23 protein-coding genes and 1 tRNA gene are annotated in these 24,659 nt (G+C 39.5%); 6 read left to right on the forward strand and 18 right to left on the reverse strand.

Annotated features, from left to right (window positions below):
* On the forward strand, positions 1–845 hold an 845-nt coding region (locus LBB20_02675), incomplete at its 5' end, for a hypothetical protein (GenBank protein ID MDR2735715.1).
* A gap of 76 nt (positions 846–921) precedes the next feature.
* Here the strand turns inward: LBB20_02675 and LBB20_02680 are convergent.
* The 12 genes from LBB20_02680 to LBB20_02735 all read right to left on the reverse strand — a co-directional run bounded on the left by LBB20_02680 (position 922) and on the right by LBB20_02735 (position 13,736).
* Entirely contained in the window at positions 922–1,686 is a 765-nt protein-coding gene (locus LBB20_02680; GenBank protein MDR2735716.1) for a TlyA family RNA methyltransferase, read from the reverse strand.
* Positions 1,687–1,698: 12 nt separating this feature from the next.
* A complete protein-coding gene (locus LBB20_02685; GenBank protein MDR2735717.1) occupies positions 1,699–2,322 on the reverse strand; it encodes a 3'-5' exonuclease domain-containing protein 2 in 624 nt (207 codons plus the stop codon).
* Positions 2,323–2,394: 72 nt separating this feature from the next.
* Positions 2,395–2,470: transfer RNA gene (locus tag LBB20_02690), tRNA-Ala, on the reverse strand.
* 60 nt (positions 2,471–2,530) lie between these two features.
* Positions 2,531–5,479: a UvrD-helicase domain-containing protein gene (locus LBB20_02695; GenBank protein ID MDR2735718.1), complete on the reverse strand. Its 2,949-nt coding sequence runs from the start codon at positions 5,477–5,479 to the stop codon at positions 2,531–2,533.
* Complete coding sequence (locus tag LBB20_02700; GenBank protein ID MDR2735719.1) at positions 5,440–6,180, reverse strand: 16S rRNA (uracil(1498)-N(3))-methyltransferase; 741 nt, start codon at positions 6,178–6,180, stop codon at positions 5,440–5,442. The genes LBB20_02695 and LBB20_02700 overlap by 40 nt, the downstream gene beginning before the upstream one ends.
* Positions 6,181–6,184: 4 nt before the next feature.
* Positions 6,185–6,853 (reverse strand): SH3 domain-containing protein, encoded by a 669-nt coding sequence (locus LBB20_02705; protein ID MDR2735720.1) that lies wholly within the window; start codon positions 6,851–6,853, stop codon positions 6,185–6,187.
* A 55-nt stretch (positions 6,854–6,908) separates the two neighbouring features.
* A complete protein-coding gene (locus LBB20_02710; protein ID MDR2735721.1) occupies positions 6,909–8,654 on the reverse strand; it encodes a BatD family protein in 1,746 nt (581 codons plus the stop codon).
* A 12-nt stretch (positions 8,655–8,666) separates the two neighbouring features.
* On the reverse strand, positions 8,667–10,466 hold the full coding sequence (locus LBB20_02715; protein MDR2735722.1) for a VWA domain-containing protein: 1,800 nt from the start codon (positions 10,464–10,466) through the stop codon (positions 8,667–8,669).
* Entirely contained in the window at positions 10,463–11,494 is a 1,032-nt protein-coding gene (locus LBB20_02720; protein MDR2735723.1) for a VWA domain-containing protein, read from the reverse strand. The genes LBB20_02715 and LBB20_02720 overlap by 4 nt, the downstream gene beginning before the upstream one ends.
* Positions 11,491–12,114 carry a hypothetical protein gene (locus LBB20_02725; protein MDR2735724.1) on the reverse strand — a complete coding sequence of 208 codons (624 nt, stop codon included), beginning with the start codon at positions 12,112–12,114 and terminating at the stop codon, positions 11,491–11,493. The genes LBB20_02720 and LBB20_02725 overlap by 4 nt, the downstream gene beginning before the upstream one ends.
* 61 nt (positions 12,115–12,175) lie before the next feature.
* Positions 12,176–12,802 (reverse strand): endonuclease III, encoded by a 627-nt coding sequence (gene nth, locus LBB20_02730; protein MDR2735725.1) that lies wholly within the window; start codon positions 12,800–12,802, stop codon positions 12,176–12,178.
* A complete protein-coding gene (locus LBB20_02735; protein MDR2735726.1) occupies positions 12,789–13,736 on the reverse strand; it encodes an RluA family pseudouridine synthase in 948 nt (315 codons plus the stop codon). The genes nth and LBB20_02735 overlap by 14 nt, the downstream gene beginning before the upstream one ends.
* A 174-nt stretch (positions 13,737–13,910) precedes the next feature.
* Here LBB20_02735 and LBB20_02740 point away from each other — a divergent pair, with 174 nt between their 5' ends.
* From LBB20_02740 to LBB20_02750, 3 genes are read left to right on the forward strand one after another with little or no spacing between them, the layout of a single operon-like run.
* Positions 13,911–14,810 (forward strand): phosphatidylserine decarboxylase, encoded by a 900-nt coding sequence (locus tag LBB20_02740; protein ID MDR2735727.1) that lies wholly within the window; start codon positions 13,911–13,913, stop codon positions 14,808–14,810.
* A gap of 34 nt (positions 14,811–14,844) precedes the next feature.
* Entirely contained in the window at positions 14,845–15,351 is a 507-nt protein-coding gene (locus LBB20_02745) for a histidine phosphatase family protein (protein ID MDR2735728.1), read from the forward strand.
* Complete coding sequence (locus LBB20_02750; GenBank protein ID MDR2735729.1) at positions 15,344–15,889, forward strand: DJ-1/PfpI family protein; 546 nt, start codon at positions 15,344–15,346, stop codon at positions 15,887–15,889. The genes LBB20_02745 and LBB20_02750 overlap by 8 nt, the downstream gene beginning before the upstream one ends.
* Before the next feature lie 10 nt (positions 15,890–15,899).
* Here LBB20_02750 and LBB20_02755 read toward each other — a convergent pair whose 3' ends face one another.
* Complete coding sequence (locus tag LBB20_02755; GenBank protein MDR2735730.1) at positions 15,900–16,433, reverse strand: biotin--[acetyl-CoA-carboxylase] ligase; 534 nt, start codon at positions 16,431–16,433, stop codon at positions 15,900–15,902.
* Positions 16,434–16,468: 35 nt separating this feature from the next.
* Here LBB20_02755 and gmk point away from each other — a divergent pair, with 35 nt between their 5' ends.
* Complete coding sequence (gmk, locus tag LBB20_02760; GenBank protein ID MDR2735731.1) at positions 16,469–17,071, forward strand: guanylate kinase; 603 nt, start codon at positions 16,469–16,471, stop codon at positions 17,069–17,071.
* On the forward strand, positions 17,062–17,628 hold the full coding sequence (locus tag LBB20_02765; GenBank protein ID MDR2735732.1) for an RsmD family RNA methyltransferase: 567 nt from the start codon (positions 17,062–17,064) through the stop codon (positions 17,626–17,628). The genes gmk and LBB20_02765 overlap by 10 nt, the downstream gene beginning before the upstream one ends.
* On the opposite strand, the gene LBB20_02770 is transcribed toward LBB20_02765, so the two are convergent.
* Genes LBB20_02770 through LBB20_02790 form a run of 5 tightly spaced genes read right to left on the reverse strand, consistent with a single transcriptional unit; the run spans position 17,629 to position 24,644 of the window.
* Positions 17,629–19,296 (reverse strand): GspE/PulE family protein, encoded by a 1,668-nt coding sequence (locus tag LBB20_02770; protein MDR2735733.1) that lies wholly within the window; start codon positions 19,294–19,296, stop codon positions 17,629–17,631.
* 23 nt (positions 19,297–19,319) lie between these two features.
* Positions 19,320–20,447, reverse strand: coding sequence for a hypothetical protein (locus LBB20_02775; GenBank protein ID MDR2735734.1), 1,128 nt, complete (start codon positions 20,445–20,447; stop codon positions 19,320–19,322).
* 15 nt (positions 20,448–20,462) lie between these two features.
* Entirely contained in the window at positions 20,463–22,943 is a 2,481-nt protein-coding gene (locus LBB20_02780) for a hypothetical protein (protein ID MDR2735735.1), read from the reverse strand.
* Positions 22,930–23,568: a hypothetical protein gene (locus LBB20_02785; GenBank protein MDR2735736.1), complete on the reverse strand. Its 639-nt coding sequence runs from the start codon at positions 23,566–23,568 to the stop codon at positions 22,930–22,932. Before LBB20_02785 ends, LBB20_02780 begins: the two co-directional genes overlap by 14 nt.
* A complete protein-coding gene (locus tag LBB20_02790) occupies positions 23,565–24,644 on the reverse strand; it encodes a hypothetical protein (protein ID MDR2735737.1) in 1,080 nt (359 codons plus the stop codon). The genes LBB20_02785 and LBB20_02790 overlap by 4 nt, the downstream gene beginning before the upstream one ends.
* Positions 24,645–24,659 lie beyond the last annotated feature (15 nt).

The following is a 24,659-nucleotide window of genomic DNA, read 5'->3' on the forward strand; positions in this document are numbered from 1 at the left end:
TAAAAATAATTAAAAAATTAATTGTGATTTGTATGTTTGTATCTGTTTGCTCGTTGTCTAGAGCAGATAAAGTGGACGAATATATCGATAAAAGTGATGTATTTTCCTCGATAAATAAAGAAAACCTGGAAAAAATTGATCGTTATATAAACGCAGTCAATAACGGAATACATAATGTTAAGGTAACCAAAATTCCTGATTTATGTAGTGGAGTCATAGACATATGTAAGTTATTAAAAGAAATGGCAAATTTAATCTTTTTTGCTTCAGGATTGGATAATTATAAAGATAAATTGAGCTTTATTGGTGAAGGTGAAGAAGAAATTAGAGAAATAAAAAAAAGCACAATAATTGCAGCTATATTCAATAATGGAATAGACACCCTTACCCTTAAAGGATGTGATACTGGACCCTTGGGAATTACGCTTAATGATATAAGCAAAAAGGTATATACAAAACTTGGATTATCTAAAGGTAGTGGTTATTATTTTTATATTATTGGATATGATCTTCATAAATTGCTCATTAGGTTCATGGATGCCTTTGTCGGAACAGACTTTAAAGCTTTGATGAAAAAAATAAGGGAATTGCCTGAAGAAGCTACGCAAACTGAATATATTAAACTGTTAGGTGAGGCAGTAAAAATGTCTATAAAGGAAGGCAGATATATACGTTTTTCAAAATTTGTAGATTATTTTAAAAATAAAAAAAATTCAAATTTATTTGAAGAATATTTTAAAAATGAAAAAAATTCAAAATTTAGTGACAGTTATTTACCTATATTTAAAGTAGAAGACGCTTTACGTGATTTTAAAAAGTTATGTAATCCTCAACCCAATAGATAATCTGGAGAATCTTTAACCTTTGAAAATTGCTTAGCACAATATAGAAAATCAGAATAACTGAAATTTCACGATGATTTCAATTTGATTGGTGGGAATTTTTTCCCAGGCCAAAGAGGAATTCTCGATTGCCATCGGTGCCAGTAATGGGCGAATCGGTGACACCTATAAAGGTACTGTTTTCGAGAGAATTTAGTGAAAAATTGATAATGTTATCCCTTATTTTCTCCTGGAGTAATCGGTCTTTGATTACTCCAGCATATTTGTCAGCATCCTTTTTACCAGCTTCAAACTGAGGTTTTATCAACGCTATTAACATGCCATTAACATCCAGAAGTTTCCAAATATTTTCTAACACAAGTTTTAGTGAGATGAATGACAGATCCATTACAATGAGGTCGAACTTCTTGATTGGCAACATGCTAGAATTTACATTACGGGCATTAGTTTTTTCTAAGTTTATCATCCGTGGATCTTTTTGCAGCTTGTAGTGAAGTTGACCATACCCAACATCGATGCCCAGGACGGTTTTGGCCCCATTTTGCAGTAAACAGTCCGAAAATCCTCCGGTGGACGCCCCGACATCAAGACACACACAGTCAGTAACTTTGACATCAAATATCTCTATAAAATGGGCCAATTTTTCTCCTGCCCTGCTCACAAATTTCGCTGGTTGATCTATTAAAAAAGTTTGGCTGACAGGAAATTTTCTACTCGGTTTAGTGACCACATCATCGGCTGATGCTCGAACTTTTCCAGCCATTATTAGGCACTGGGCTATATTTCGACTGGCAGCTTTACCCTGACTGACCAGCAATTCATCGGCTCTCATCAGCCTTTCCATAGGGCGGTGCATCTATTTTGATGTAAATTCCTTAACTTTCATGAATAGTTCACGACTTACCCAGGCATCGGTTGCGGCGTATATTATTTGCTTTTTAGATAGGATTTCTTTGGACCAATCTGTAACTTGTAGCGATTTAGATATTCTATACCTGAGGAAGATGCCGGCCAATGTGCGCAGTCCGGTGTTTTCTATGCCCAAAATTTTTGTCAAATCGCTTATGTCAACAAATCCAGCATCTTCAAAATTTCCAAGCTCCTTGAGTTTGTTGATATCATCTCTTATGGCGATGCCAACCTTTTTTACATCCTGAGATTCCAGGAGCGGTATCAGTGATTTTATGCCATTTATCTTTGCCAGTTTAAACAGATATACGGTTTTGTCCGTGGAAATTTGAACCAATGAAGGTGAATAGCTTTCGCCTTTTCTAAACGCTGGTTTACTTTCGGTATCGAATCCTAACACATTGTGCTTTAATAACAAATCTACCATACGTTCCGCTTCCTGTGGGGATTCTACCAAAATGATTTCACCATTAAAGTTGAACAGCGGCAATTCGGCAAGCTCGGCTTTGCTTATGCTTTTATTAAATGAGAAAATTTTATCTCTTATTGATCGTAATAATTTTCCTAACATTTCAGGACGATTGGTTTTTAATTTTCAGCAGATCATACATATGCTTAGGATTTTTTATTATAATAATTATAATGGTGGAGTCGATCGGATTCGAACCGACGACCTCGTCATTGCGAACGACGCGCTCTACCAACTAAGCTACGACCCCTTTTTCAGCTTAGATACTCGATTCGATTGGCCCAAAGTCAAGGTTTCGTTACAAAACCACCTATATTTCTATTAATTTGCCCCGTTGCGTGCTGTATATGTACTTCTCTGGTATTGTGTTAAAGATCTTGGTTATGGCATAGCCGTAGAGCGTAATCTGGTTGGAATATTTTTTTTCAAAATGCTTTTCCGTGATGGTGAAGTCGGTTTTCCAATCTATTATTATAAAAACGTTGTTTTTGGTCTTTACCAGCATATCGATTCTGCCATCGATCAGGGTTGTTTTTTCATGAATTACACAAAAGCTATACTCGGTTAGAACGATGTCTGATTCCTGGATAATGTGCATAAATGGTGAGCAATTGATTAGCTTATCTATTTCCAGTGCAAGACGTTCATTGTCAGTTTCATGGGCCGTTTTCACCATAGATTGCTTAAAATTTTTGTCATTCCATTGGATTGAATTCAGGGTTTCATGCCACAATGTGCCGTATATTTGTCCACGGATGTCATGATCATCGGTTTTTGGTGGTGTATTTTCAGCGGTTATTCCGGTGTTATGGTCGGCCGAGCTGGGAGAGATTTTGTTGTATAACAGGTAACTTTTCTCATTGGGGTTGTTGAAGCTGTGAAGAAAGTTTCCTCCGGCTGTTGTCCAGGGTTTCGGATCAGGAGGCACAGCAGATGCGGTGGCCGGCTCGTGGTTAAATTTGGCCAAATTGTTAAACAATATAAAGTTATTTGATGCTTCGTCGGTTAGTTTTAACAGGGCTGCTGTTGAGCCTGAATTATCTGCAAAAATAGCCCTATCATCGATAAATATGGCTGAGGATTTTTGCCTTGTAAGTGCTACATAACCAAGGCGTTCGTCATTTTGTCTAGAGGTTAATTTTTGGGTATTTATATAATCGGTTTCCTGGAGTGCATTCAGCATGATTTTGTAGCCCGACTCGGTCCTTACCAACCTTGGGAATTGCGACTCGTGCTGCCTTTTCCCTCTAAACAGGAATGGAAATATAACTACTTCCCACTCAAGACCTTTTGCCTTATGGAATGTGTACAACTGTATGGCATTTTTATCCATGGGCTGAGGTGGTTGTTCTTCGGATAAAAGCTGTTTCAATTGGTGGCAAAACTCATATATTTGGACACCATGTGCGTCGGCATCCTGGGCCAGTGCAAACAGGTAATCCAGTGTGGAAAAAATTTCATCTCTGGCAGCTGGGAAAATTGCTAAGCATTTGTCCACAAGATAGATCGAGGATAATATTTCCTTTAAAATCGAGCTAATGTTTTTGGTATAAATTTCTGCCCTCAATGCCTCAAAAAGTCCATCTATCTCAGCTATATTTTTGTCTTTTTTTATTTTAAAATGATCGGCGGCCGCACTGTCTTTTATTGCGAATATCTCATGCAAAATCCCGGCAAACTCAAATAAATTATCCGGCTCACAAAGGTATATCAGAACCACTGTTACCCAGGAAAAAATCGTACTATCCCCATGGGTCATGGCCTGGGACTGGATTTGTATTTTTGGCAGAAAAAAATCCCCGGAAAATGCTTCCTTTATCTCTGATAGCCAATTTCTTCGTGGACATAGGATGGCTATATCGGACCAGGTTGAAACATGAAAATTTTCAGGGGTTTTGCGAAAAAATAACGACTTTATGGCATTGGTTTCAACGATAACAGGGTCTTCATTTTTTTCATCATTAATGTTGGATACTGAGATTTTAGACCAGGCGGTATCTGTTGCTGAAGTTTTTTCCGAATCCAGCTTTACTAGGCGGACCTGGCCATTTTCCCCATCTAGTATTTTGTCAAAAAGACTATTTATAGCTTTTGCGATATTCCGGCTGAACCTTTGGGTTAATGAGAAGGTCAATTCAGTTGCGATGTCGTTGGCTATCAGGTCATTATGTATCTTTAAATAGGTTGAAACGTCGGTGCGATCTCCGTAGATAGATTGCTGCGGATCACCGACCATGCAAAAGGTACCATTGGTGGGAAAGCTTTGGTAGTTATTTTCAGCATAGTGTTTGTCTACCAGGCCAAGTAGTAGCTTAAATTGTTCAGGATCAGTATCTTGAGCCTCATCTAAAATAACAGAATATTTTTTTTGCTTTAGTTTGATGGCATAGGGTTCACTGGCATAGACCACCCTGTTGGCCAATTTAAGCAGATCATCGAAGGTCAGCTTTCCGATCCCAATCCTATAGGCCAGAAATTTTTCATTTATACTGTTAATCACATAACCATAGGTATTTGTGGCCCAATTTAATACTGGCATGACCGCCGGCCTGTAGATTTCCAAAAAATCCCTGGACTTGGTTGAACACTCAGGGAATCGGTAGGGAAATTTTTCTATGCTATCCAGCCATCTTTTTAATTCATTTTGAATCTTTGTTATATTTTTAGCCCTTGGCCCTGCTTTGAATGCCAAGACCTCTTCTAGATTGATGCCCGGCCAATCATCGATGGAACCAATTGTTGGGTAATGACTTAGGTGAATGTATGAGGCCTGGATATCCTTGTATTTCAGGAATGACAAAAGGCGACTTCTGATGTGTTCAGGTAGGCATGAAAGATGATCGTTTTCTGAAGAAAAATCGTTCCACAGCAAAGAAACGTCCTGTTCTATTTTGAAGCCAGGGTTCAATCCCAAATACATTAGATTTTCACTTATTATTTTTGTGGCCAGCTCATGGATTGTACCGAAAAATATGCCATTAATTTTCTCCGAAACCCTCGATTTTAGTTCCACATTAGTACGCTCAAGTAGTTCTTTTGCAGCCTTTTGGGTATAGGTGACCACCAGCAAAGAGTCCAATTTTTCCGGGACACGCCGGGCAATTTCTGCAATTCTTTTTGCGATGGCCGTGGTTTTTCCTACGCCGGCCGGTGCAATCACAGAAAAATTCATATGATGCTCCTCTAGGAATCTTTTTCTGTTTAGTGTGTCTGTGCTAATCATCGCAGTGCTATCTGGTCCGTTAAACTCAAAAGGCATAAAGCCGCTGTTTCAGACCTTAATATGTTCTGAGTCAATCTGATAAATTTCACACCCCGGGTTAGCATCATTTCATATTCCCGCTGGGAAAAATCACCTTCCGGGCCAATAATTAGATTTACGGTTTGTGCATTGCATATTTCTGTCTGATAATCAGTTATTCGCTTTTCGTCGGTACTGTATAAACTCCCGACTATCGAAATTTCAGTGAATGTATTTAAAAATAAAAAACTTTCGATGGCAACTGGATTTAGTATTTCTGGAACAAATGCCTCGCCGGATTGCTTGCAGGATTCGATTGCTATTGCTCTCCAGTGCAATAACTTGCTGGTTGCTGATTTTTTATCAAATTTTACCTCGGTTCTTTCGGTGACCAGCGGCAAAATTTTTGCCACACCCAGCGCCGAGGCATCTCTGATAACCAGATCCATGGCTTTGTTTTTCAACAGAGCCTGGCATAGTACTAATCGGCTCCGCTTGTAAATACTTACGGCTCCTATTTGCAGTTCGACCAGGTCCCCAATTTTACCGCAAACGGTGGCGTCGGCTATTTCACCATGGCCGTTCATCAGCCGCACAGAGTCAGAGGGTCTAACTCTAAGAACCCTAAGCAGATGATGTGATTCCTGTTTCGAAATTAGGCATCTTGATCCCGGGGCCAATTTTGTCTGTTCACCAACGAAACAACGGATGGTTGACATATGCCTAGACCTTAGGAATTATCGGTTCGATGTCCGTGGTTTTTACCCAGCCACGCACACCAGTTTTGGATTTAATATGAACAAAATTGTTCTTTGAAGAAGATGCTTTAACATACTCGCCTTCATTGACTTGGCCGATTTTTGAGCTCTTGGATACCGGTGCTGCTAGCAGTTCTGCTCCATTATTTATCACAATTGCTGCGGATAGGCCATCGGTGGTCAGTTTATTAATTTCAACGAGTGCCAACGTAAAAATGATGGCAAACAATCCAGCCATTACCGTAGATATTTTTGAGAATTTCCTTGTCATAATAATCAATGAAATGAAGAATACGGCTTTCCAAAACGAAATACATGCCAGGGCTAGCCATAGCTTGATGGTTTTTGGCTGAGAGTATTCTGCCAGGCCGGTGTCGGGCTGTATTCCCAATTTATTTCGAATATCATTTATCTGGCTTAGAACTTTTTTAGATTGGTTGATATGCCTGGCTCTCTCGAAATTAAGCAATGCTAACCCATTGTTGCCATTATATTTATGCGCCATCCCTAGATTGAATAATTTCGCAAATGAATAGCCTTCTTCTGCTATTGCTCCGTTGTAGGATTCGATCGCTTCCTGGTATTTCCCGTTATTAAAGTATTCATTTCCATCGAAAAAACTGTTTTCTGCCAAAGCAGTTGTAACCAAGAATAATTGTAAAAATAGGTATATTATTTTCATTTTACTTCTATTTACCAAAACTGTTTATAAATTTACTGAATTCGCTAGCCAGCTCTTTTGTATGGGTTATGTCCGGCTGATGGCTACTAAACACTACCATTTCGGATTCGCTGAGAAAATTTTTCAGCCAGGCTTTTGTTTCATTAGTTAAATTAACCCTACCAATCGTTTCATCAATATTGTGTAGGCCAGGATCGATTTTTTGGCCCGAAACCAATTCTAATTTCTTTGCGATGGCTATTCTTGCGTGTTCATAAAATGCTTTAGAGTCAGAGGATTTTAACGCAAGTAACGCTGAGTTATAGGCCTTGGAAAATTCCTCTTTTGCGGATAATTTTGTTTTTTGGGATGAGTTTCTTTGTGCGTTACATGAAGCTCTTAGACGAATTATTCCAATTGCCACCAGAAAAAACATTACCAGGTTCAATAACCAGAACCACCTGTCATATATATTCAGCCCAATGGATGGATAATTATTTGAATCTACATAGATAAGCGAATCATCATAGGTTTTGTGTTTTTTCGCTGTGACATTTTTCTGATTTTTCTGATTTTTCTGATTTTTTTGATTATCATCACCGCTAGGCTGGCTAAAATTGCCGGATCTGGAGACAATTACCTCCCTATCACCGCCAATGTCTATTGTTTTATATTCCCTTAGACTAGGATTAAAATAAGAAAATTTCAGACTAGGGATTTTGATCTGACCAGTTGTTTTTGGCGCTATTACATAGTCAAAGGTTTTGCTACCATAATAGCCGATTTTGTCGTCGGCTGTAAAATTTGCTTTGGGTGTATAAACCTTCCAGTTTTCATCCTCATCCAGCCTGGGAATTTTCATTCTCTGGAAATTACCGTTGCCGGTTATCTCGATGCTTAATGTGATTGGATCGTTCACGAGGGCACTATCCGTGGATAATTTAATCCTTCCAAGCTTAAAATCACCGATGGCTTCGGAAAAATCGTTTGGTTGAGAGTTCTGCGGTAATTGCTTTATGTCCAATGCCATAGTGTCACTTGATAAAATAACATCTTTGCTAACCGGAAAAAGTACGAACTCATAGGGTATGGTGACGGTCATCGGCAACTCGTATAAAAATGTGCTATTTCCTGATTTTATTGGAGTTATTGTGGTATCCCAGGAACATGAAATTTTGTCATTACCGGCTAAAGTCGTATGCGCCGAAAATGGCCCATCAGAGAACGAATCACCGACCTTTATAGGTGCGTTGGTTTTCAGCTGCCATTCACAGGCCGCTGACATTTTTGCAATTATTTTAATCGGTATCGATTCTCCAACAAAATACTCCCGCTCTTTATCAAATTCTATGTCTATCCAACCCTGGCGATTTTCATTGGAAGAAACCTTTTTGTGTGCCGATTTTTTGTCCAATATTTTAAGCGTTGCTGCTGGAACATCATAGGACTTTGATCCAATGTTAACCTTATAGCTTGGTATGGTCACCACTCCCGGTGTTGTGGGTATGGCTGAATATATTTTTACGGATTTCTGTGTCACAGCACCATTGATGTTTGTCACGGTGACATAGCTCTGCACCGAATGCCCCAGCTCAATACCATCTACATTTGGAAAATCCAGGTCAACTGCTCTGACTCCGACGAATTCGACCACATATTGACTAGTGTCATTTATGGAGATTTCGTCCGGATCGAACCGGGCAGTTATTTGCATTTCGGCACAAAACCCGATCAGGCTGTGCGACATACATAGGATAAGAAAAAACTTTTGCATCACTTTCATAAATTACCAGAATTTATCGATTTTTTTTGTCTGTTTAATTTTTGCATCGGAAAAAATTACCGGCATAGCATGTTCATCCTGACCGAGGGAATCCAACAGAGCAGCAGCTTCTTTTTGTGTCATCTTGCCATCGGAATCGTCCTTGTCCTGATTGGAGTCGTCTTTGTCAGTTGATTCCTGGTCCTGGTTTTCCTGGTTCTTTTCATCCTTCTGATCCTTCGAATCATCCTTCTGGTTATCGTCCTTCTGATCGGAATTGTCGTTATTTTTTTGTTGATCAGAGTTGTTTTGGTTATTCTGTTTTTGGTCTTCTTTGCGTTTTTTTAACTCCTCTTGATATTTTTTTACTATATCCAGGTTATGCCTAGCGTCTGAGAAATTTTCATCCAGTTCCAAAGCATTTTCGAAGCAACCTATACTTTCATCGCATAGCTTTATGGCCTCATCTAGATTGCTTTTATCTATTGTTTTAGCTTCTTCGACCAGGGAATTTCCTCGATTATAAAACACTTCCCTATTCAATTTATATTTTGTGCCGGTGCTAAGTGCCTCGGCGAAAACTTTACTCGCTTCTTTGTACTGTTTATTGGCTAATAGTGCCGTACCGTAATTAAATTGTAATCTTTGATCGATGCGCTTATTTCCTTCCTGGGCCTTGATTTTATCAGCATAATATTGAGCTGCTTCGTCATATTTACCAGACATATACAATTTTTCACCCTTACTTTGGGTTGCATTTGCTATGGTTGACAACAGAAGATATAGAATTACGAGACTGGCAATGCGCGTATATATCGGATCTCTGGTCCTCGTTTTTACGTTATTTGGTTTCAGTAATAGCTCCAATATCAGCGCGATGATTGCCAAAAATATGACAATCTGAAATTTTTCGTTATATACTTTACTTTCGACAACCTTGTCGGAAGTTTCGTGGATTGATGACACGGTCTTTATTAAATCTTCTATTCCATTGTCCGACATCCTATAATAAATACCACCGGTTTCCTTGGCAATGGCTGTGAGTGTTTCCTCGTCGAGTTTTGTTTTTATCTTATTGCCGGCTTTATTTTTCAAAAAAGTCTGATTGCCAGCCTTATCAATAATTGGGATAAATTCTCCGTCGGGTGATCCCAGTCCTACGGTGTGGATGGTTATCCCGCTCAATTTGGCCTTTTTAGCAGCTGTTATGGCAGAATCTTCAAGTTCTTCACCGTCAGAAAACAGCACCAGTAGTTTATTTGAAGCGTCTTTTGAAAATACATTGCAGGCAACTTCAATGGCCGTACCAACTTCGGTTCCCTGGTTTTGTATGATATCTGTATCCAATGCAGTTAATGATTGGTCAAATGCTCCATAGTCCAGTGTCAATGGGCATTGTAAAAATGCACTGCCAGCAAACGCAATTATCCCAAGCCGGTGGCCCGGAAGCTTTTTTGTCATATCTTTTATTACAATTTTAGCGCGTTCTAATCGGTTCGGATTAATATCGCAGGCCAACATGCTCTTGGATACATCAACGGCGAGCAAGAGATCGGCACCGGCAGCCTGGCGTTGTTCCAGTTTATACCCGATTTGAGGCCTGGCCAATGCCAAACAAATCAACGCTGTGGCTAGACAGAATATGAAATTTTTTACATGCTGTATTTTAAAACTGTAATCCTTTAGTAAAATGGCAAATAGTCTTTCGGAAGCAAACAGCTTTAGCGATTTAGTTTTCCTCTTTAGGCCAATGGCAAATATCATTGCCATCAATAATACAACCAATGGCAATAGATATAAAAAAATGATATTTCCAAATTTCATGGTATACGTTGTAATTTAGTGTTTTTCAATATGGCTTCGAACACCAATAACAATAATGCAAGTATTGCAACCCAATGGAACAATTCATCATATAACGAGTAATTTTTGATTTTTATTTCAGTCTTTTCCAGCGCATCTATGGTTTTATATATTTCTGTCAATTGATACTTATCCGTTGCTTTAAAGCATTTACCTCCACTTACTTCTGCGATATGTTTCAGTGACTCTATGTCTATTTCATTTTTGGCCCGGCCTACCTTTGGTCTTCCAAATTGGTCCGTGAGTATGCCTCCGTTTGGATCCGGAATTATAAATGGCACAATGCCATTGCTTCCGATGCCAATGGTGTATATTTTGATGCCAAATGCGGCGGCGGCCTCCGCAGCAACGCCTGGTGATATGGTTCCCACATTATGGACCCCGTCGGTCAATAGCACGATTATTCTACTTTTGGCCGTAGAATCCTTCAGTCTATTGGCGCACATGGTTAGGGCCGATGAAATTGATGTTCCGTCGTCTTGCACCATACCATAACGAAGCCGTTTTAAATTGTCACTCAACCAATTGTGATTCATAGTCGTTGGACTTATCAGGTATGCGCTTCCAGAAAATGCAACCAATCCAATCCTGTCATAATTCCTCATTTGGATGAACTCATTGATGACCTGTTTTGCCACATCAAGTCTCGTGTCCATTGGGTTTTCTTTGGTAGCAAAATCCAATCCTAGCATTGAACCAGATATGTCTATCGCCAACATTATATCTATGACATTTACATCTGTCTCTGAAAAACCATTTGGCCGTTGTGGCCTGGCCATGGCGATTATTAATAATCCGATGGCTATTGTGCGCAGTATAACTAGAAATCTGCCAGCACTATTCCTGCGACGATTTGCGATGGTTTTTATGACAGAGGTATTTGAGAAAAGTACCGCCACCGGTCGGCCTACCTTTCCCATAGCCCAATATAAAATTGGTAAGACTAGTAGTAACCAAAGGTACTCTGGATTAGCAAATTCTATGCTCAATTTTTACCTCCTTTGGCTTTTGACACAGAATTCGCACTACGCTGTCTGTTCTTTTTACACTCAATGGCCCTGACAAAATTACATGCCTTGACATAAATTTCGCGCTGTTGCAGATCGGAATAGGTTTTAGCGGCAAACTTGGCAAAATCAGAATATTTCAATATATCAGCCAATAAACTAGATGTTAGCCAATCTAACTTCACGCTTTTATCAAAAATTTTCAAAAATTCCTCACTGGTTTTCGAAATCACCCTTATGTTATATTCACGCTGGAGATAACGACGAATGGCATTGGAAACAAGTACAGCAAACTCATCGGTTGTTTCAGGACCAATAAAGCTTCTTGAATGCTTTAAATCTCGTAAAACTTCTTCGAAAGAGGACAACTGTACCGTCGGTAATTTTTTACCATTAAACCGTCGAAAAATCAGATATAATACCAGGACTAGCAATAATAATATCACAACGCCTGCGAAAACCAAAGGCCAGAGATTACCTATTTCGACCGGAGGTATAGACGGCTTCAAGTCGAATACATCGACAACACTTTGCTCATCATCGGAACGAACCAATGCTAGGCTAGAAATTAAAAGTAAAATAAAACACAACACAACTCTCATAATCGCTGCGTTAAATGATCCTACTTTCTGTATGCATCAAGTCAATAAATTCTAATCAAAATCATGCAAGTTTGCAACAAATTTGACACGAAGCAATGTTATGCCCCCTTGCTTTACAAAATTCCCTACCGAATAAAATCATACGAATATGCAGGTCATGCCATTTGGTTTTATCGAACAGATTTTTGAGATCTGCTTCTGTTTGGGCCACATTTTTACCACTGCTAAGCCTCCAGCGCCTGGCCAGTCTATGAATATGCGTATCCACCGGAAATGCATATCCACCAAAGGCTTGAGAATAGACCACCGAAGCAGTTTTGTGCCCCACTCCAGGCAGAGATTCAAGCTCTTCCAGCGAATCTGGTACCTTGCCATTAAACCTCGAGATCAACGTTTCTGCCATATATTTTATAGCCCTTGCCTTGTTTCTGAATAAGCCGCAGGGTCTTATTGCGGATTCCAATGAATTGACCGACAGCTGCAAAATATCACCCGGAGTTGATGCCATACTGAACAGCTCTTTTGTCACCCGATTAACCACCCTATCGGTGCACTGGGCAGATAATATCACCGCAATTAGTAAGGTGAATGGGTCGTTATGACATAGTGGTATATCGATTTTTGGATAGATTTTACTGAGGATTTTTTCCACAAAATTTGCCCGGTCAAATATGTCATTTATTTGCATCTTCAGACAACCTATCTATTACCGCGGCAAAGTCATCAGGAAAATTTGAGAAAAAACCCATTTCCTTGCCAGTTACAGGATGAACTAACTCCAGGTTCATCGCATGCAGCATAACGCGATCACATTCGATGGCATTTGTATTACAAGCTTGGCCATAGGTCCTATCGCCAAGGATTGGATGGCCAATATGGCTCAGATGTACGCGGATTTGATGGGTTCTGCCGGTAATCGTATTTACGCTTAAAAGTGCCGTCGATTTAAAATTATTGCACAGGTTCCATATGGTCCTGGCCTCTCGCCCCTTGGTTGTAACACACATACGTGTTCTTAGGGTTCTACTCCTACCGATCGGTTCATCTATTATGCCGGTTTTGATAGAAAAATTTCCGTGAACTATACAGCTATATTTTTTCTTGATGACATGGCGAGAGAACTGTTTTTGAAGAGATAAGTAGGCTTTATCTGTCTTAGCAAAGATGATTACTCCAGAGGTTTCCTTATCTAACCTATGGACGACGCCTGGCCTGAGCTCACCGCCAAGTTGGCTTAAGTCGCAATGGGAAAGCACCATTTCTACCAGGGTCGTCTCTCTGGTGCCATTTCCTCCATGGACAACAATACCTGGTCTTTTATCAATAACTATCAACGATTCGTCTTCGAAAATTATGTCTATTGGTGCCGGGGTTGGATTCAGGCTGCATTTTTTGGATTTTATCTTTAAAAATTTCACCACGTCACCGGATTTTAACAAAAAATTTTTCTTTACCGGTCTGTCATTAACAAACACTCCATCCGCCGTGAAAAATTTCTGAATATAGGTCCTTGATATGTCATCAAGTGCTTCTGACAGAAACACATCTACTCTTTTGCCTACCGAATTATCTTCCACAGAAATTTCCTGCCAATTACTATAATCTATGCTATGATTTGTCATTTGATCGTAAAATTTCTAAGCCATGTATTGGATGATGGCGACAATAATAAAGCGATCAATGGATAGCAATCCATGTTTGCAATTATATATTTTAGCTATTTCGTTACCCATGGTTCTGGGAATTAATAAATTTTTCTTTCAATTCGTTTTTAATTCATTTAGCTAATCACACTAGTGGATGAGGGTGTTTCAGTGTTTAATCGCTATACTAAACTGGTTGAAATTGAACCAGTGTATGGCGAAGCGTACCTTAAATGGTTGTACTTCAGCCCTATTGGTGAACTTACCCTTAATCTACTCGTTAAAAGGAAGTTCGTTTCGTCGATTTTCGGGACGTACATGCGATCAAAAAGATCAAAAAATAAAATAGTTCCGTTTATAGAAAAATATAATATAAGCACCGAATCCTTCGAAAAAAAGGTCGATGATTTTTTTTCATTTGATGATTTTTTTTCCAGAAAGCTTAAAAAAACTGCCAGGCCAGTGGTTACGGAAGATGGACATGTTGTGTTTCCCTGTGATGGAAGGCACCTGGTTATAGAAAATACATACGATCTGCCGCCATTTTTTGTAAAAGGCCAAAAATTTGATATAAATTCACTATTATTAAATAAGCAATTACTTGGCCGGATTAGGGATGGATCGGTCGTTATCTCGAGACTCAATCCGATAGATTACCACAGGTTCCATTTCCCATGCAATTGTGTACCAACCCAGCATTACAGTATAAATGGCGATTATCTATCAGTGAACCCTATTGTCACCAAGGAATTTTTTAAAATTTTTCTTCAGAACAGACGTGAAGTTACGCTATTGGAAACGGATGATATAGGTCACATTGTTATGGTTGAGGTTGGAGCCACGTTTGTTGGCAGCATATATCAAACATTTGATCTTGGTGGTAAATATTATGCCGGCCAAGAAAAGGGATATTTTGGGTTTGGTGGATCGACGATTATAACAATTTTTGAAAAACACAAAATCAAGTTTTCTGATGATATCATCGAAAACTCAAGAAAGGGAATGGAGACCTATGTGTTGATGGGAGATTCTATGGGAACAAAAGTAAAATAAATCTACAAAACAAAAACAAAAAAGGGGATTAAGTATGAAACGATTATATGTCGTCCGTCATGCTCAGGCGGTTGTTGATAACGACACGCCTGATTATGACCGGGCATTGAGTAAGGATGGGATAAATGAAGCACAAAATGTGGCTTACAAGTTGGCTTCCACAGGAATGCGACCAGACCTGATGATTACGAGCGGTGCAAGGCGATCGCTGGACACAGCAAGAATCATCAGAGAAGTGTTTGGCCTTTTGTCTAGCGCGATACAGGTACATGATGAACTATACCTTGCCGATGCTGACAAGATTTTCGAAGCACTTACACAGATTCCTGATAACAAGAATTCTGTCATGGTTATATCTCATAATCCTGGTATATCCAGGTTTTTGGAAGACATAACTGGTAATGATAAGGTAACCATGACCACAGGATCTATGGCGGTGGTTGAAATCCATGCTATGCATTGGAGCGATATTGCCTCAAGACCACATATGGGTCGACAATTGATTTTTTTTTCACCTCATAGTGTTACAGATCATGAATAAGAGAACTGTTGTTATTATTGGCAATGGGGTTGAAGAGACTGAGCTGGTGGTACCAGTGGATATGTTACGAAGGGCCGGGACCGATGTTAAAATCCTGTCCATCGATGATAAAATTGTCATTGGATCTAACAATATCTCAGTGGTAGCAGATGGGTTGCTGCGTGACTATAGGTACGATAAACCGGATTGTATTTTGCTACCCGGAGGCCCCTGGGCATTAAAAGCTAGACACAATCAGGATGTGCTTGGCCTTGTAAAAGATCAGTATGATAATAAACTAGTCGTGGCAGCTATTTGTGCGGCCCCATTGATCCTGAATGATGCCGGTGTGCTCGATGGCCACGAATACACTTCTCATTTTTCCGTGAAACTGGAGTGTTCCGATGTGACCAGGCCGGTTATTCTGGATGGCAATATAATTACGGCAAGAGGCCCCGGGGCAGCCATAGAATTTGGCATTGCAATAATAACAAAGCTCTATGGACAGACAACAACCTTTGGCATAGCAAATGCCATGTGCATACCCATGACAAAATAACCAGGAATATTTAGGAAATTAACGACGATGCAGCATCAATTACAAGTTTTTCAATACTGGCAAGATCCGGCTGGTGCTTTAATATGGCACCTAGACCCGTCGCAATGTCTTTAATATCTGATGGATAGTTACTTATGTCTGCGTTTACATTTATACCAATGCCGGAAACGGCTACCAGTATTTTATTATTGAGGACCTTTGTTTCTGTCAACACCCCGGCCAACTTTTTGCCATTGAAATATATATCGTTTGGGTATTTTAGTGTGAATTTTACATGAAACATGTCGGCCAATCCGTCGACCACCAATCCAGCAAATTTGGTCGAGAAGTTAGAAAAATCTTCCGGTGTTTGCTTTGGCTTGAAAGCGATCGACAGGTATAAATTTTTGTCAGCAGGGCTATACCATCGACGATCAAACTTACCACGACCAGCGGTCTGTTTTTCAGCGATTACTATAAACGGCGTTGGTTGCTGATTTTTTTCCAGCAAATCAAAAGCATAGTTATTTGTACTATCGATGATTTTTAGTCTAAAAATTTGCATATTTCATTTTTATATTGTAAAAACATTTCGTAAATATGCCATTTACGTCAATGACCAATGGAAAACTTTTCATAATCTCTGGGCCGGCCGGAGTTGGTAAGTCTACAGTTTGTAAAAATTTACTAGCATCGACAGGTGACAAAACACTTTGTCGAGTCATAACGATGACCACAAGAAAGCCAAGGCATAATGAAGTCCATGCGGAAGATTACCACTTTGTTTCCGAACAGTATTTTGAAGATTGTATCAGAAAAAATAAGTTACTTGAGTATGCAACAGTTTACGAAAAAGCTAGATATGGTACCCCAAAGGAATTTGTTATCGAAAGTTTATTGAAAGGAATCAATTTATTACTTGTGATAGATGTCCAAGGAATGATTGGAATTAAAAAAAATATACTGCCAGAATTGCTGCCTAATGTGGTCACCATATTTATTTTACCAGCATCGCTGGCCACGGTGGTCGATAGATTAACTCACAGGAATTCCGAATCTCTTGATGAGCTTCATCGCCGGATAAAATCCGCGGAAGATGAGATCAAGATGGCCCGGGAATATGACTATAACATTCTTAGTGGTAATGAGCTTGAGGATTTATTATCACTGAAGAAGATCTATGAGCTAGAAACATGCGTATAACCGGAGGAGTCGCCAAAAGTATAAAACTGGCATTGCTGGAATGCGGGTCATTGCGGCCAGCCACGGATTTTCTCAGACAGGCGGTGTTTTCATCGCTTGGAGGCATAACCGTGGGGAAAAAATTCCTTGATCTATTTGCCGGCACAGGAGCCTATGGGCTAGAATCACTTAGTAGAGGTGCTATCGGTGGCCTATTTGTTGAAATAAATTTTTCTTTGAAATCAATTCTACAGAAAAACATAAATGCCGTTTCCAAAAGTATCGACATCGACAGCTCCTGTTGCGGTATCATCATAGGCAATGGCCTGACATTTTATTCCAAAGAAAAGTTTGATCTGGTCTTCATTGATCCACCCTATGATATCTCGAGAAGTTCATCGGATAGGCTTCTAGTAAACGCTCTGACACTTCTGTCGGACAGCTATGATGCACGGTTGATATTTGAAGTGCCTTCGGACTTGCCATCGCCGGTAATACATGGATTACATGAGATAAACCGTATCGGTAAAAGTAATAAAAGAAATAGCCCGGCTGCCATAATATATGGAAAAAGTTGATCACTCATCCATGTTATTTTCATCAGAAAATTGCATGATTTCGGCTAGAGTTGTCCTGCCTTTTTTTACCTGTTCCCAGGCACATTTTGACAACGTTTCCATCCCGTGTTCTATGGCTATATCTCGTATTATTTTCGTCGGCGTACCCTTTATGATTTCCGAATGAAGTCTGTCATTTACCACAAGAACCTCAAACACAGCGAGTCTTCCACGGAACCCATTTTTACATTTATCACAGCCTTTGCCTTCGAATATTTTATCGCTAAATTGTATTTCGTCTTTAGGGTCTATCCCAAGGGCTTTTAGGCAGTGGCTCAGTTCAGCCTCTTCGTATTTCTTTGGTTTTGCACAGTGTGGACAAAGTTTCCTGACCAATCTTTGGGCTACCACCAATTGTAATGAACTTGCGATCATGAATGGCTCGAGATTCATGTCTACTAATCTTGAAATCGCTCCAGCTGAGTCATTTGTATGTAATGTACTGAGCACAAGGTGTCCGGTAATAGAGGCTCTTATGGCTATGTCAGCCGTTTCCTGATCTCTTATCTCACCTATCATCACCACATCCGGATCTTGCCTCAATATGGAACGCAATGCACTGGCAAAGGTCATGCCGATGTCTGACTGAACCTGGCATTGGTTTATACCAGCGATTTCGTACTCCACAGGGTCTTCCACAGTTATTATCCTGATTTCCGGCGATCTTATCTTTCTTATACAGGCTCCAAGCATTGTTGATTTACCAGAACCTGTTGGACCGGTTACCAATACGATACCATGCGGCCTGGTTATTGCATTCACTATCTTTTTTAACTCAGGTTCTCCCAGCCCCATGTCTTCTATGGATACTGGTGCATCACCCAGGTCCAATAGACGAAGGCTGATGCTTTCTCCATATACCATTGGCAATGTGGACACACGTATATCCACAGATTTTTCGCTTGATTTAAAAGATATACGGCCATCCTGAGGTCTTCTTTTCTCAGAAATGTTCAATTTGGCCATGATCTTTAGGCGAGAAATTACCGCTGCCTGGTAATAGATCAAATTTGGCGGAAGTTTGACTGGTACAAGCGCACCATCAATACGATATCTTATTTGCAAAGCATTCTTTTGGGGCTCAAAGTGAATATCGGTGGCTCTATCTATGAGCGCCTGTTTTATTACCTCATTTACGAATTTTATTATTACAGCATCTTCATCTTCGTCAATGACTTCTGATTTTGCCTGAAGATTACCACTTTCATCACCCTCTAGAAAATTATCTGCTCCAACACCAAATTTGGCGTTTATTATCTTTTTTATTTCACTGGCATCACCCAGGAGATATTTGTGATCGCTTGGACAGGCGGCCTTCATCCAACGCTTCATCATTTCATTCGGTGGCCAGCCAAAAATTATGGCAATCGATTCATCTTCCTGCTTTATAGGAATGCATATATATTCATGGATGATTTGTGATGGGATTACCGCCGTTATATCATCACAGGCCTCGAATTTCTCAACAAACTCCAAACCTGAGGCTTTGGATAACCAGCTATAGGTATCCTTGATACTATAATCCAATTTTTCTGCAAGAACTTTGGCTCTTTTTTCAATTTGTGCACCGAGAATATCGCTTTCAACGTCACTGCCAAGTTCACTAATCTTATTTTCCAAATTATCCATTTTTACATAAATAATACCATTGTCTACCAATCATAACCATCGTAATCATCATAATAATCATAGTCGCCGTAGCTACTATTCTCACTACTACTATAGTAATTATTATCATATGAATTACTATTACCCTGTTGCTCACCTGGTACTATTTGCTTTCCCTGTTTTAGTATCTCCAGATCCTGCTCCCTTCCATTTTGCTGTTTGATTCGTATAACTTTTTTAATCGGATCATAGGCCACAATGGAAAGTGGATCAGCTTCATTGGTTGAGTTTGTATTAATCACAAAACTTCGTTTCTCAGCCTTGTTATAGAAACTGAAAAAGTCTCCTTTGCTTTTACTATTTTTACCAAATGTAAGAATGCCATGGAATTCCAGATCCAGCTTTGGTAAAGAATCCATATTTGGGGTTGCATCTTTATCTTCGCCTTCTTTGTCTTTGCTACCTTTTTTATCACTGGGTTTTTCCACCGGAGCTGGAGGAATATATTTACCAAATGGAGAATTCTCCAACAAAGAATCAAATTTCAATAACTCCTTATTAATTGGCTTATCCTGGTCCTCATCTTCGGCTGACTCATCCTCATCAGATTTATCATCGGATTCTTCGGAGGATTCCTCTTTATCCTGGTCCTCATCATCAGAGGATTCCTCCTCGTCATCAGATTTATCATCGGACTCTTCGGAGGATTCTTCTTTATCCTGGTCCTCATCATCAGCTGATTCCTCGTCGTCGGATTTGTCGGCCACAGCTTCGGCGGGCTTATTGCTACCAGCTGCTGCCACACCAGCTTTGCTCTTATCAGGTTTAGCGGCATCTTCGGAGGATTCTTCTTTATTCTTGCCCTCGTCATCAGAAGATTCCTTGTCGTCGGATTTGTCGGCCACAGCTTTGACTGGCTTATTGCCACCAGCTGCGGCCACACCAGCTTTGCTCTTATCAGGTTTGGCGGCATCTTCGGAGGATTCTTCTTTATCCTGGTCCTCATCATCAGCTGATTCCTCGTCGTCGGATTTATCGGCCACAGCTTCGGCAGGCTTATTGCCACCGGCTGCGGTCGCATCCGCCTTACTCGGATTAGAATTTTCAGCTGTAGCTATATTAACCAGCAGAAGAATTGCTAAAAATACTTTAATAGCATCGCGCATCGTCATAATAAGTTTAATTCACTACCTTCTCCTGCGAAATCGCTTTATGTTGTTCTTATCACCTACATTTCCACCGGTATTATTTTGACTTTTATTATTTTTATTTCCATCCTGCGGTACATTGGTCACATTATTAACCGTTGTATCTTTACTTTTCTCCTCCAATTCTAGCTGTTGATGTTCCTGTAATATTTTTTCGCGTTCGCGCTTTTTTCTCCTACTTTCAGCTAACTGTAATCCAAACAAGGTGTCTTCAGGGAATGGCTCTCCATCTTTGAATTTTCCGTTTCTAATATAGGAATTCATATCCTGGGTGAGGTCTGCAGCAGTTAATCTTTTTTCGAGATAGCCAACCTCATCCTGGGGCTGTAATATTATCGTCGGCTTGATGAATATTATTAGTTCTGTTGTTGTTTCTTTCCTCCTTCTTGAAGAAAACAGTGCATCGCCGACAACTGGTAAATCGCCTAATAACCACATCTTGCCTCCGCTATTTTCCATAATTTTTTCCTGTAATCCTGCCATCACAACTACGTCCATATCGGCTACGCTTACAAACGAGGTTGCATGTTTTGTAGAAATAATAGGTTGAGTCCCTGCGGAAAATACGGCTTCCCCTATTTTCTTTTCAATTTTCTGTTCTATTTCCAACTGAATTATCCCATTATTACCAATAAGCGGCTTAACTTTCAGCATAATGCCAACATTCTTGTAGGTTATATTGGTTTTTACTCCACCGCCGGTATTGGCATCGGATACACTTGATTCAAGGATCGGCATGGATTCTCCAACTTCTATCAAAGCTTCCCTGTTATGGGTTGTAACTATGGTTGGTGCCGACATTATTTTTATATTTGAGTCGGTTTTGGCTTTTCCAAACACAGTATCTAGTGAAAAATTCCTTAAATTTCCTGTCAGTTTGAAATGGCTATCAGCTCCACCAATGGTATAGCTTATCTCACTACCTTTACCACCGGACGAGTCTGATGAAGAAGAGGCTCCCTCTGCCCCACCTTCGCCACCGGATGAGCCACCAGATGAACCACCGGACGGTTTAAAGCCAACATTGAAAGCATCCAGTCCACTTACCTGCCCCTTATCCAGCGTCACCTGGGCAATAACCACTTCTATCCTGACCTGATCCAGTAGCACATCAAGTTTGCTTATAATTGACTTCACCCTGGAAATATCCGAAGGGGTTCCGTGGACTATGATAGAATTGCTGCGATCATCGTGTTCAATAGCCAATGAATTAGAAAATTGCATATCCTGTTCACCTAATTGATTGCTTATGGAGTTGGCAGAACTTGTATCGGCGCTATTTGGCATACCTATTGAGAATCTGGGCGGTACGGGTGCGGAATTTTGATTCCTCTGAGCCTGCAATTCTAGATTAGCAAGTCTATAGGAATTGGCCTTATCTTCTTGTTTTCGTTGTTCATCTATTATTTTTCTCATTACTTCCGAGATATCTTTGGCATCACCATGTTTTATCCTAATTACCTCGGTCCTGGTTAGCGGCTCCTTATTTACATCTAGGTTGGTTATAATTCTTTTGATCACACTTAGACTTTCCGAAGGTGCCATTATTATAAGCTGATTGGTCGTTTCATCGCTTTCGATGGTAGTATTGTTTGAAAAATATTTTTTAAACGAACCATGATTGCATATATCCTTTATGCACTTCATCACCGATGAAACCTTTACATTGTTTAGCACATGAAAATACATCTCCTCTTTTATATCAATCGGCACATCTACCCTTTTTACTATTTCCTCTATTCTCTGCAAATTGGCGAGACTATCTATAACCAACAGCGAATTCGATGACTGGAAATGAATTACCTGGGACAGCGAGCCGGTGACTAGAGGTTTTATTAGCTTATTGAAGTCACCAGCATCGAGGTATGAAAATGTAAAAAATTTCGAATAGGCCTTTTGGCTGGCAACCACATCAACTAGTGTATCATCAACCAGCTCCGGCGCGTTACTAGAGGTATTTTTAGCTGTAACAGCTTTGATAAAATCATCGCCCATATCTATTATTGCTATGCCATTCAAAGCCAATAAGCTTTCTATGGCCAATATGGCTTCGGCCCTTGTCATAGGCTGCTGAATTTCCAGGCTTATTTTAGTCTCTGGTATTTTTTCCCTCAAAACCGTTTTGCCGGTTAATTTCTCTAATATGGATAGCACCTGATTAACCCCTTCTTCGGCTAAAACAAGTTGTTCCACTATGTCATTGCTTGGATCACTATCATCATCCACCTCGGTATTATCATCCACCTCGGCCTCGGTATTGTTACCACCATTAGAGCCGTCAGAGTCATTGCTATTTTCAGCATCATCACCACCAATCTCGCCAGCTGCCATAGGGTTATTATCTTCATGTTGTTGGTCCAATTGGTCCATATCCTCGTCTAAATCTGCACAGTGTGAAGAGGTATACGCAAAAAAACATAAAATGGTTAAAAATAAAACTTTGCCTCTATTCATTTTCATTTATAAAATCGTAATTCATGTATATTTGTGGTAACACATACATATTTGTGTCTTTTATCAAATTAGCTATCAGATCATTGATATTTTGTTTTTCACTGTTTATACCAAGAGCCGTAATGACAAATTTCGCAGATATTATGCCATTACCCGACGATGACAGATCAACTTCCTCCACACGCAAATTCTTTTGTTGAGTCTCTATCATATTATCAAATAACAACAAACTTTCCATTTTTAACCCCGAGAAACTGATAGCAATTTTATGAAATTCGAAAAAATCCTTTGATTCGGTTGATGGACTTTCTAGCGAATATTGTTCATCAGCCTCGCGTGCCGCATCGTCTACCACCTCCATTAATCGATGCTCATCCATTTTATCATTTTTAAAAATATTAGCTACAGTATCTTTAAATTCATCGGAAATAATTTTTTCGTCATCAAGCCATTTTTTTTGACTAGACATTAAATTTTCATTATTAGTCCGCATTTCTACTAAAATTTTAGTATTTTTAGACACAAGATACAGTGAAGAGATCAACAAAGAAAAAGCTGTAATTAGAATGATCCTGCGTATATTTGGACTCATGTAGAAAAACATACCTTTTAATTTGGCGAATATATTCATGATTCCTTTGCCTCCAATACTATGGAAAACGTAGTTTGACCTCCGCTGGTCACAGGCCTAATACATTTAACTGATCGTAATGAATCTAATTCCGATAGCTTATCTGTGTATGCGTTTACTTCTTTTATTTCCATCTTTGCCACAGCTGAGATCTCTAGCTTGTTGCAAGCAGTACCCTTAACAGATTTAAACGAAATTTTATCCGGCCTCAGCCTGTTGACATCGTTAAGCATTTTGAAATATATTTGCCTTTTTTTAGCAAAAGAATCCAATTCATGTAGCCTTTCATTTTTTTCCTTAACCATCTTCACTATTTTTTCTTTATCAGCTAAAGTGCGGGAAATGGACGTTTCTTTCGATACATTACGTTCGATCCCAGACAAAAATAAAAACGCTGCAGTGGCCACAAGAGCGGCTAAAACACCACAATCGAATGATAATAATTGCAAAACTTTGGCTTTACTTCTGGCAGAGTTAAAATACCTGTCATGCAGTTCCATCCACCAAAATTCTTTATTTTTGAAACTTAGTAATGTTTTTTGTTCTGTGACATTGCCATTCGATGTTATGGTAACAAAAAGCTTTATTCCTTCAGAAATAACCACTCTATATTTGCGCAACTCCACCACCGGCAAATGTAAATCCTTGCTATCGTCAAATGACCTTATACCAAAAAATGAGCCATCTATTTTTTCTATAACAATCATCCTATTATTACGCTTAAATACGACATCTTCCGAACCAGTATTAATCAGCAGAGCTGGTAAAAATTCTGGAAACATATAATCAGAATCGCTATAGGATGACACAATCCTTTCCCTAAGTGTGGAATATATGAACACACTGCCATTTTTACGATTTACGAAAAAACCATAAAACATGTCATCTTCTTGAAAAGGGCTAGAAGTTTCAAGGCTCAATGACACTATATCCCCTAGGCTCTTATCGGAAATTTTCTCATCGGGTAATTGGTATCCAGATGCGAAAAAAAGATCACTGCTGATAAATGATACACTTTCACGTATGATCCTGTATCTCTCCAGGGTTCCAGGTCTTAACTTTTTTCTAGTTGCCATTTATTATATAACATG

It is taken from the genome of Puniceicoccales bacterium (genome assembly GCA_031283585.1).
GTDB lineage: Bacteria > Verrucomicrobiota > Verrucomicrobiia > Opitutales > LL51 > JAIRTH01.

What these genes read in the sequence shown, in the direction of transcription:
- LBB20_02680 (MDR2735716.1), bottom strand. Translation starts at nt 1,686, where the DNA reads ATGGAAAGGCTGATGAGAGCCGATGAATTGCTGGTCAGTCAGGGTAAA.
- LBB20_02685 (MDR2735717.1), bottom strand. Translation starts at nt 2,322, where the DNA reads ATGTTAGGAAAATTATTACGATCAATAAGAGATAAAATTTTCTCATTT.
- LBB20_02695 (MDR2735718.1), bottom strand. Translation starts at nt 5,479, where the DNA reads ATGCCTTTTGAGTTTAACGGACCAGATAGCACTGCGATGATTAGCACA.
- LBB20_02700 (MDR2735719.1), bottom strand. Translation starts at nt 6,180, where the DNA reads ATGTCAACCATCCGTTGTTTCGTTGGTGAACAGACAAAATTGGCCCCG.
- LBB20_02710 (MDR2735721.1), bottom strand. Translation starts at nt 8,654, where the DNA reads ATGCAAAAGTTTTTTCTTATCCTATGTATGTCGCACAGCCTGATCGGG.
- LBB20_02715 (MDR2735722.1), bottom strand. Translation starts at nt 10,466, where the DNA reads ATGAAATTTGGAAATATCATTTTTTTATATCTATTGCCATTGGTTGTA.
- LBB20_02725 (MDR2735724.1), bottom strand. Translation starts at nt 12,114, where the DNA reads ATGAGAGTTGTGTTGTGTTTTATTTTACTTTTAATTTCTAGCCTAGCA.
- nth (MDR2735725.1), bottom strand. Translation starts at nt 12,802, where the DNA reads ATGCAAATAAATGACATATTTGACCGGGCAAATTTTGTGGAAAAAATC.
- LBB20_02735 (MDR2735726.1), bottom strand. Translation starts at nt 13,736, where the DNA reads ATGACAAATCATAGCATAGATTATAGTAATTGGCAGGAAATTTCTGTG.
- LBB20_02745 (MDR2735728.1), top strand. Translation starts at nt 14,845, where the DNA reads ATGAAACGATTATATGTCGTCCGTCATGCTCAGGCGGTTGTTGATAAC.
- LBB20_02750 (MDR2735729.1), top strand. Translation starts at nt 15,344, where the DNA reads ATGAATAAGAGAACTGTTGTTATTATTGGCAATGGGGTTGAAGAGACT.
- LBB20_02755 (MDR2735730.1), bottom strand. Translation starts at nt 16,433, where the DNA reads ATGCAAATTTTTAGACTAAAAATCATCGATAGTACAAATAACTATGCT.
- gmk (MDR2735731.1), top strand. Translation starts at nt 16,469, where the DNA reads ATGCCATTTACGTCAATGACCAATGGAAAACTTTTCATAATCTCTGGG.
- LBB20_02765 (MDR2735732.1), top strand. Translation starts at nt 17,062, where the DNA reads ATGCGTATAACCGGAGGAGTCGCCAAAAGTATAAAACTGGCATTGCTG.
- LBB20_02770 (MDR2735733.1), bottom strand. Translation starts at nt 19,296, where the DNA reads ATGGATAATTTGGAAAATAAGATTAGTGAACTTGGCAGTGACGTTGAA.
- LBB20_02775 (MDR2735734.1), bottom strand. Translation starts at nt 20,447, where the DNA reads ATGACGATGCGCGATGCTATTAAAGTATTTTTAGCAATTCTTCTGCTG.
- LBB20_02780 (MDR2735735.1), bottom strand. Translation starts at nt 22,943, where the DNA reads ATGAAAATGAATAGAGGCAAAGTTTTATTTTTAACCATTTTATGTTTT.
- LBB20_02785 (MDR2735736.1), bottom strand. Translation starts at nt 23,568, where the DNA reads ATGAATATATTCGCCAAATTAAAAGGTATGTTTTTCTACATGAGTCCA.
- LBB20_02790 (MDR2735737.1), bottom strand. Translation starts at nt 24,644, where the DNA reads ATGGCAACTAGAAAAAAGTTAAGACCTGGAACCCTGGAGAGATACAGG.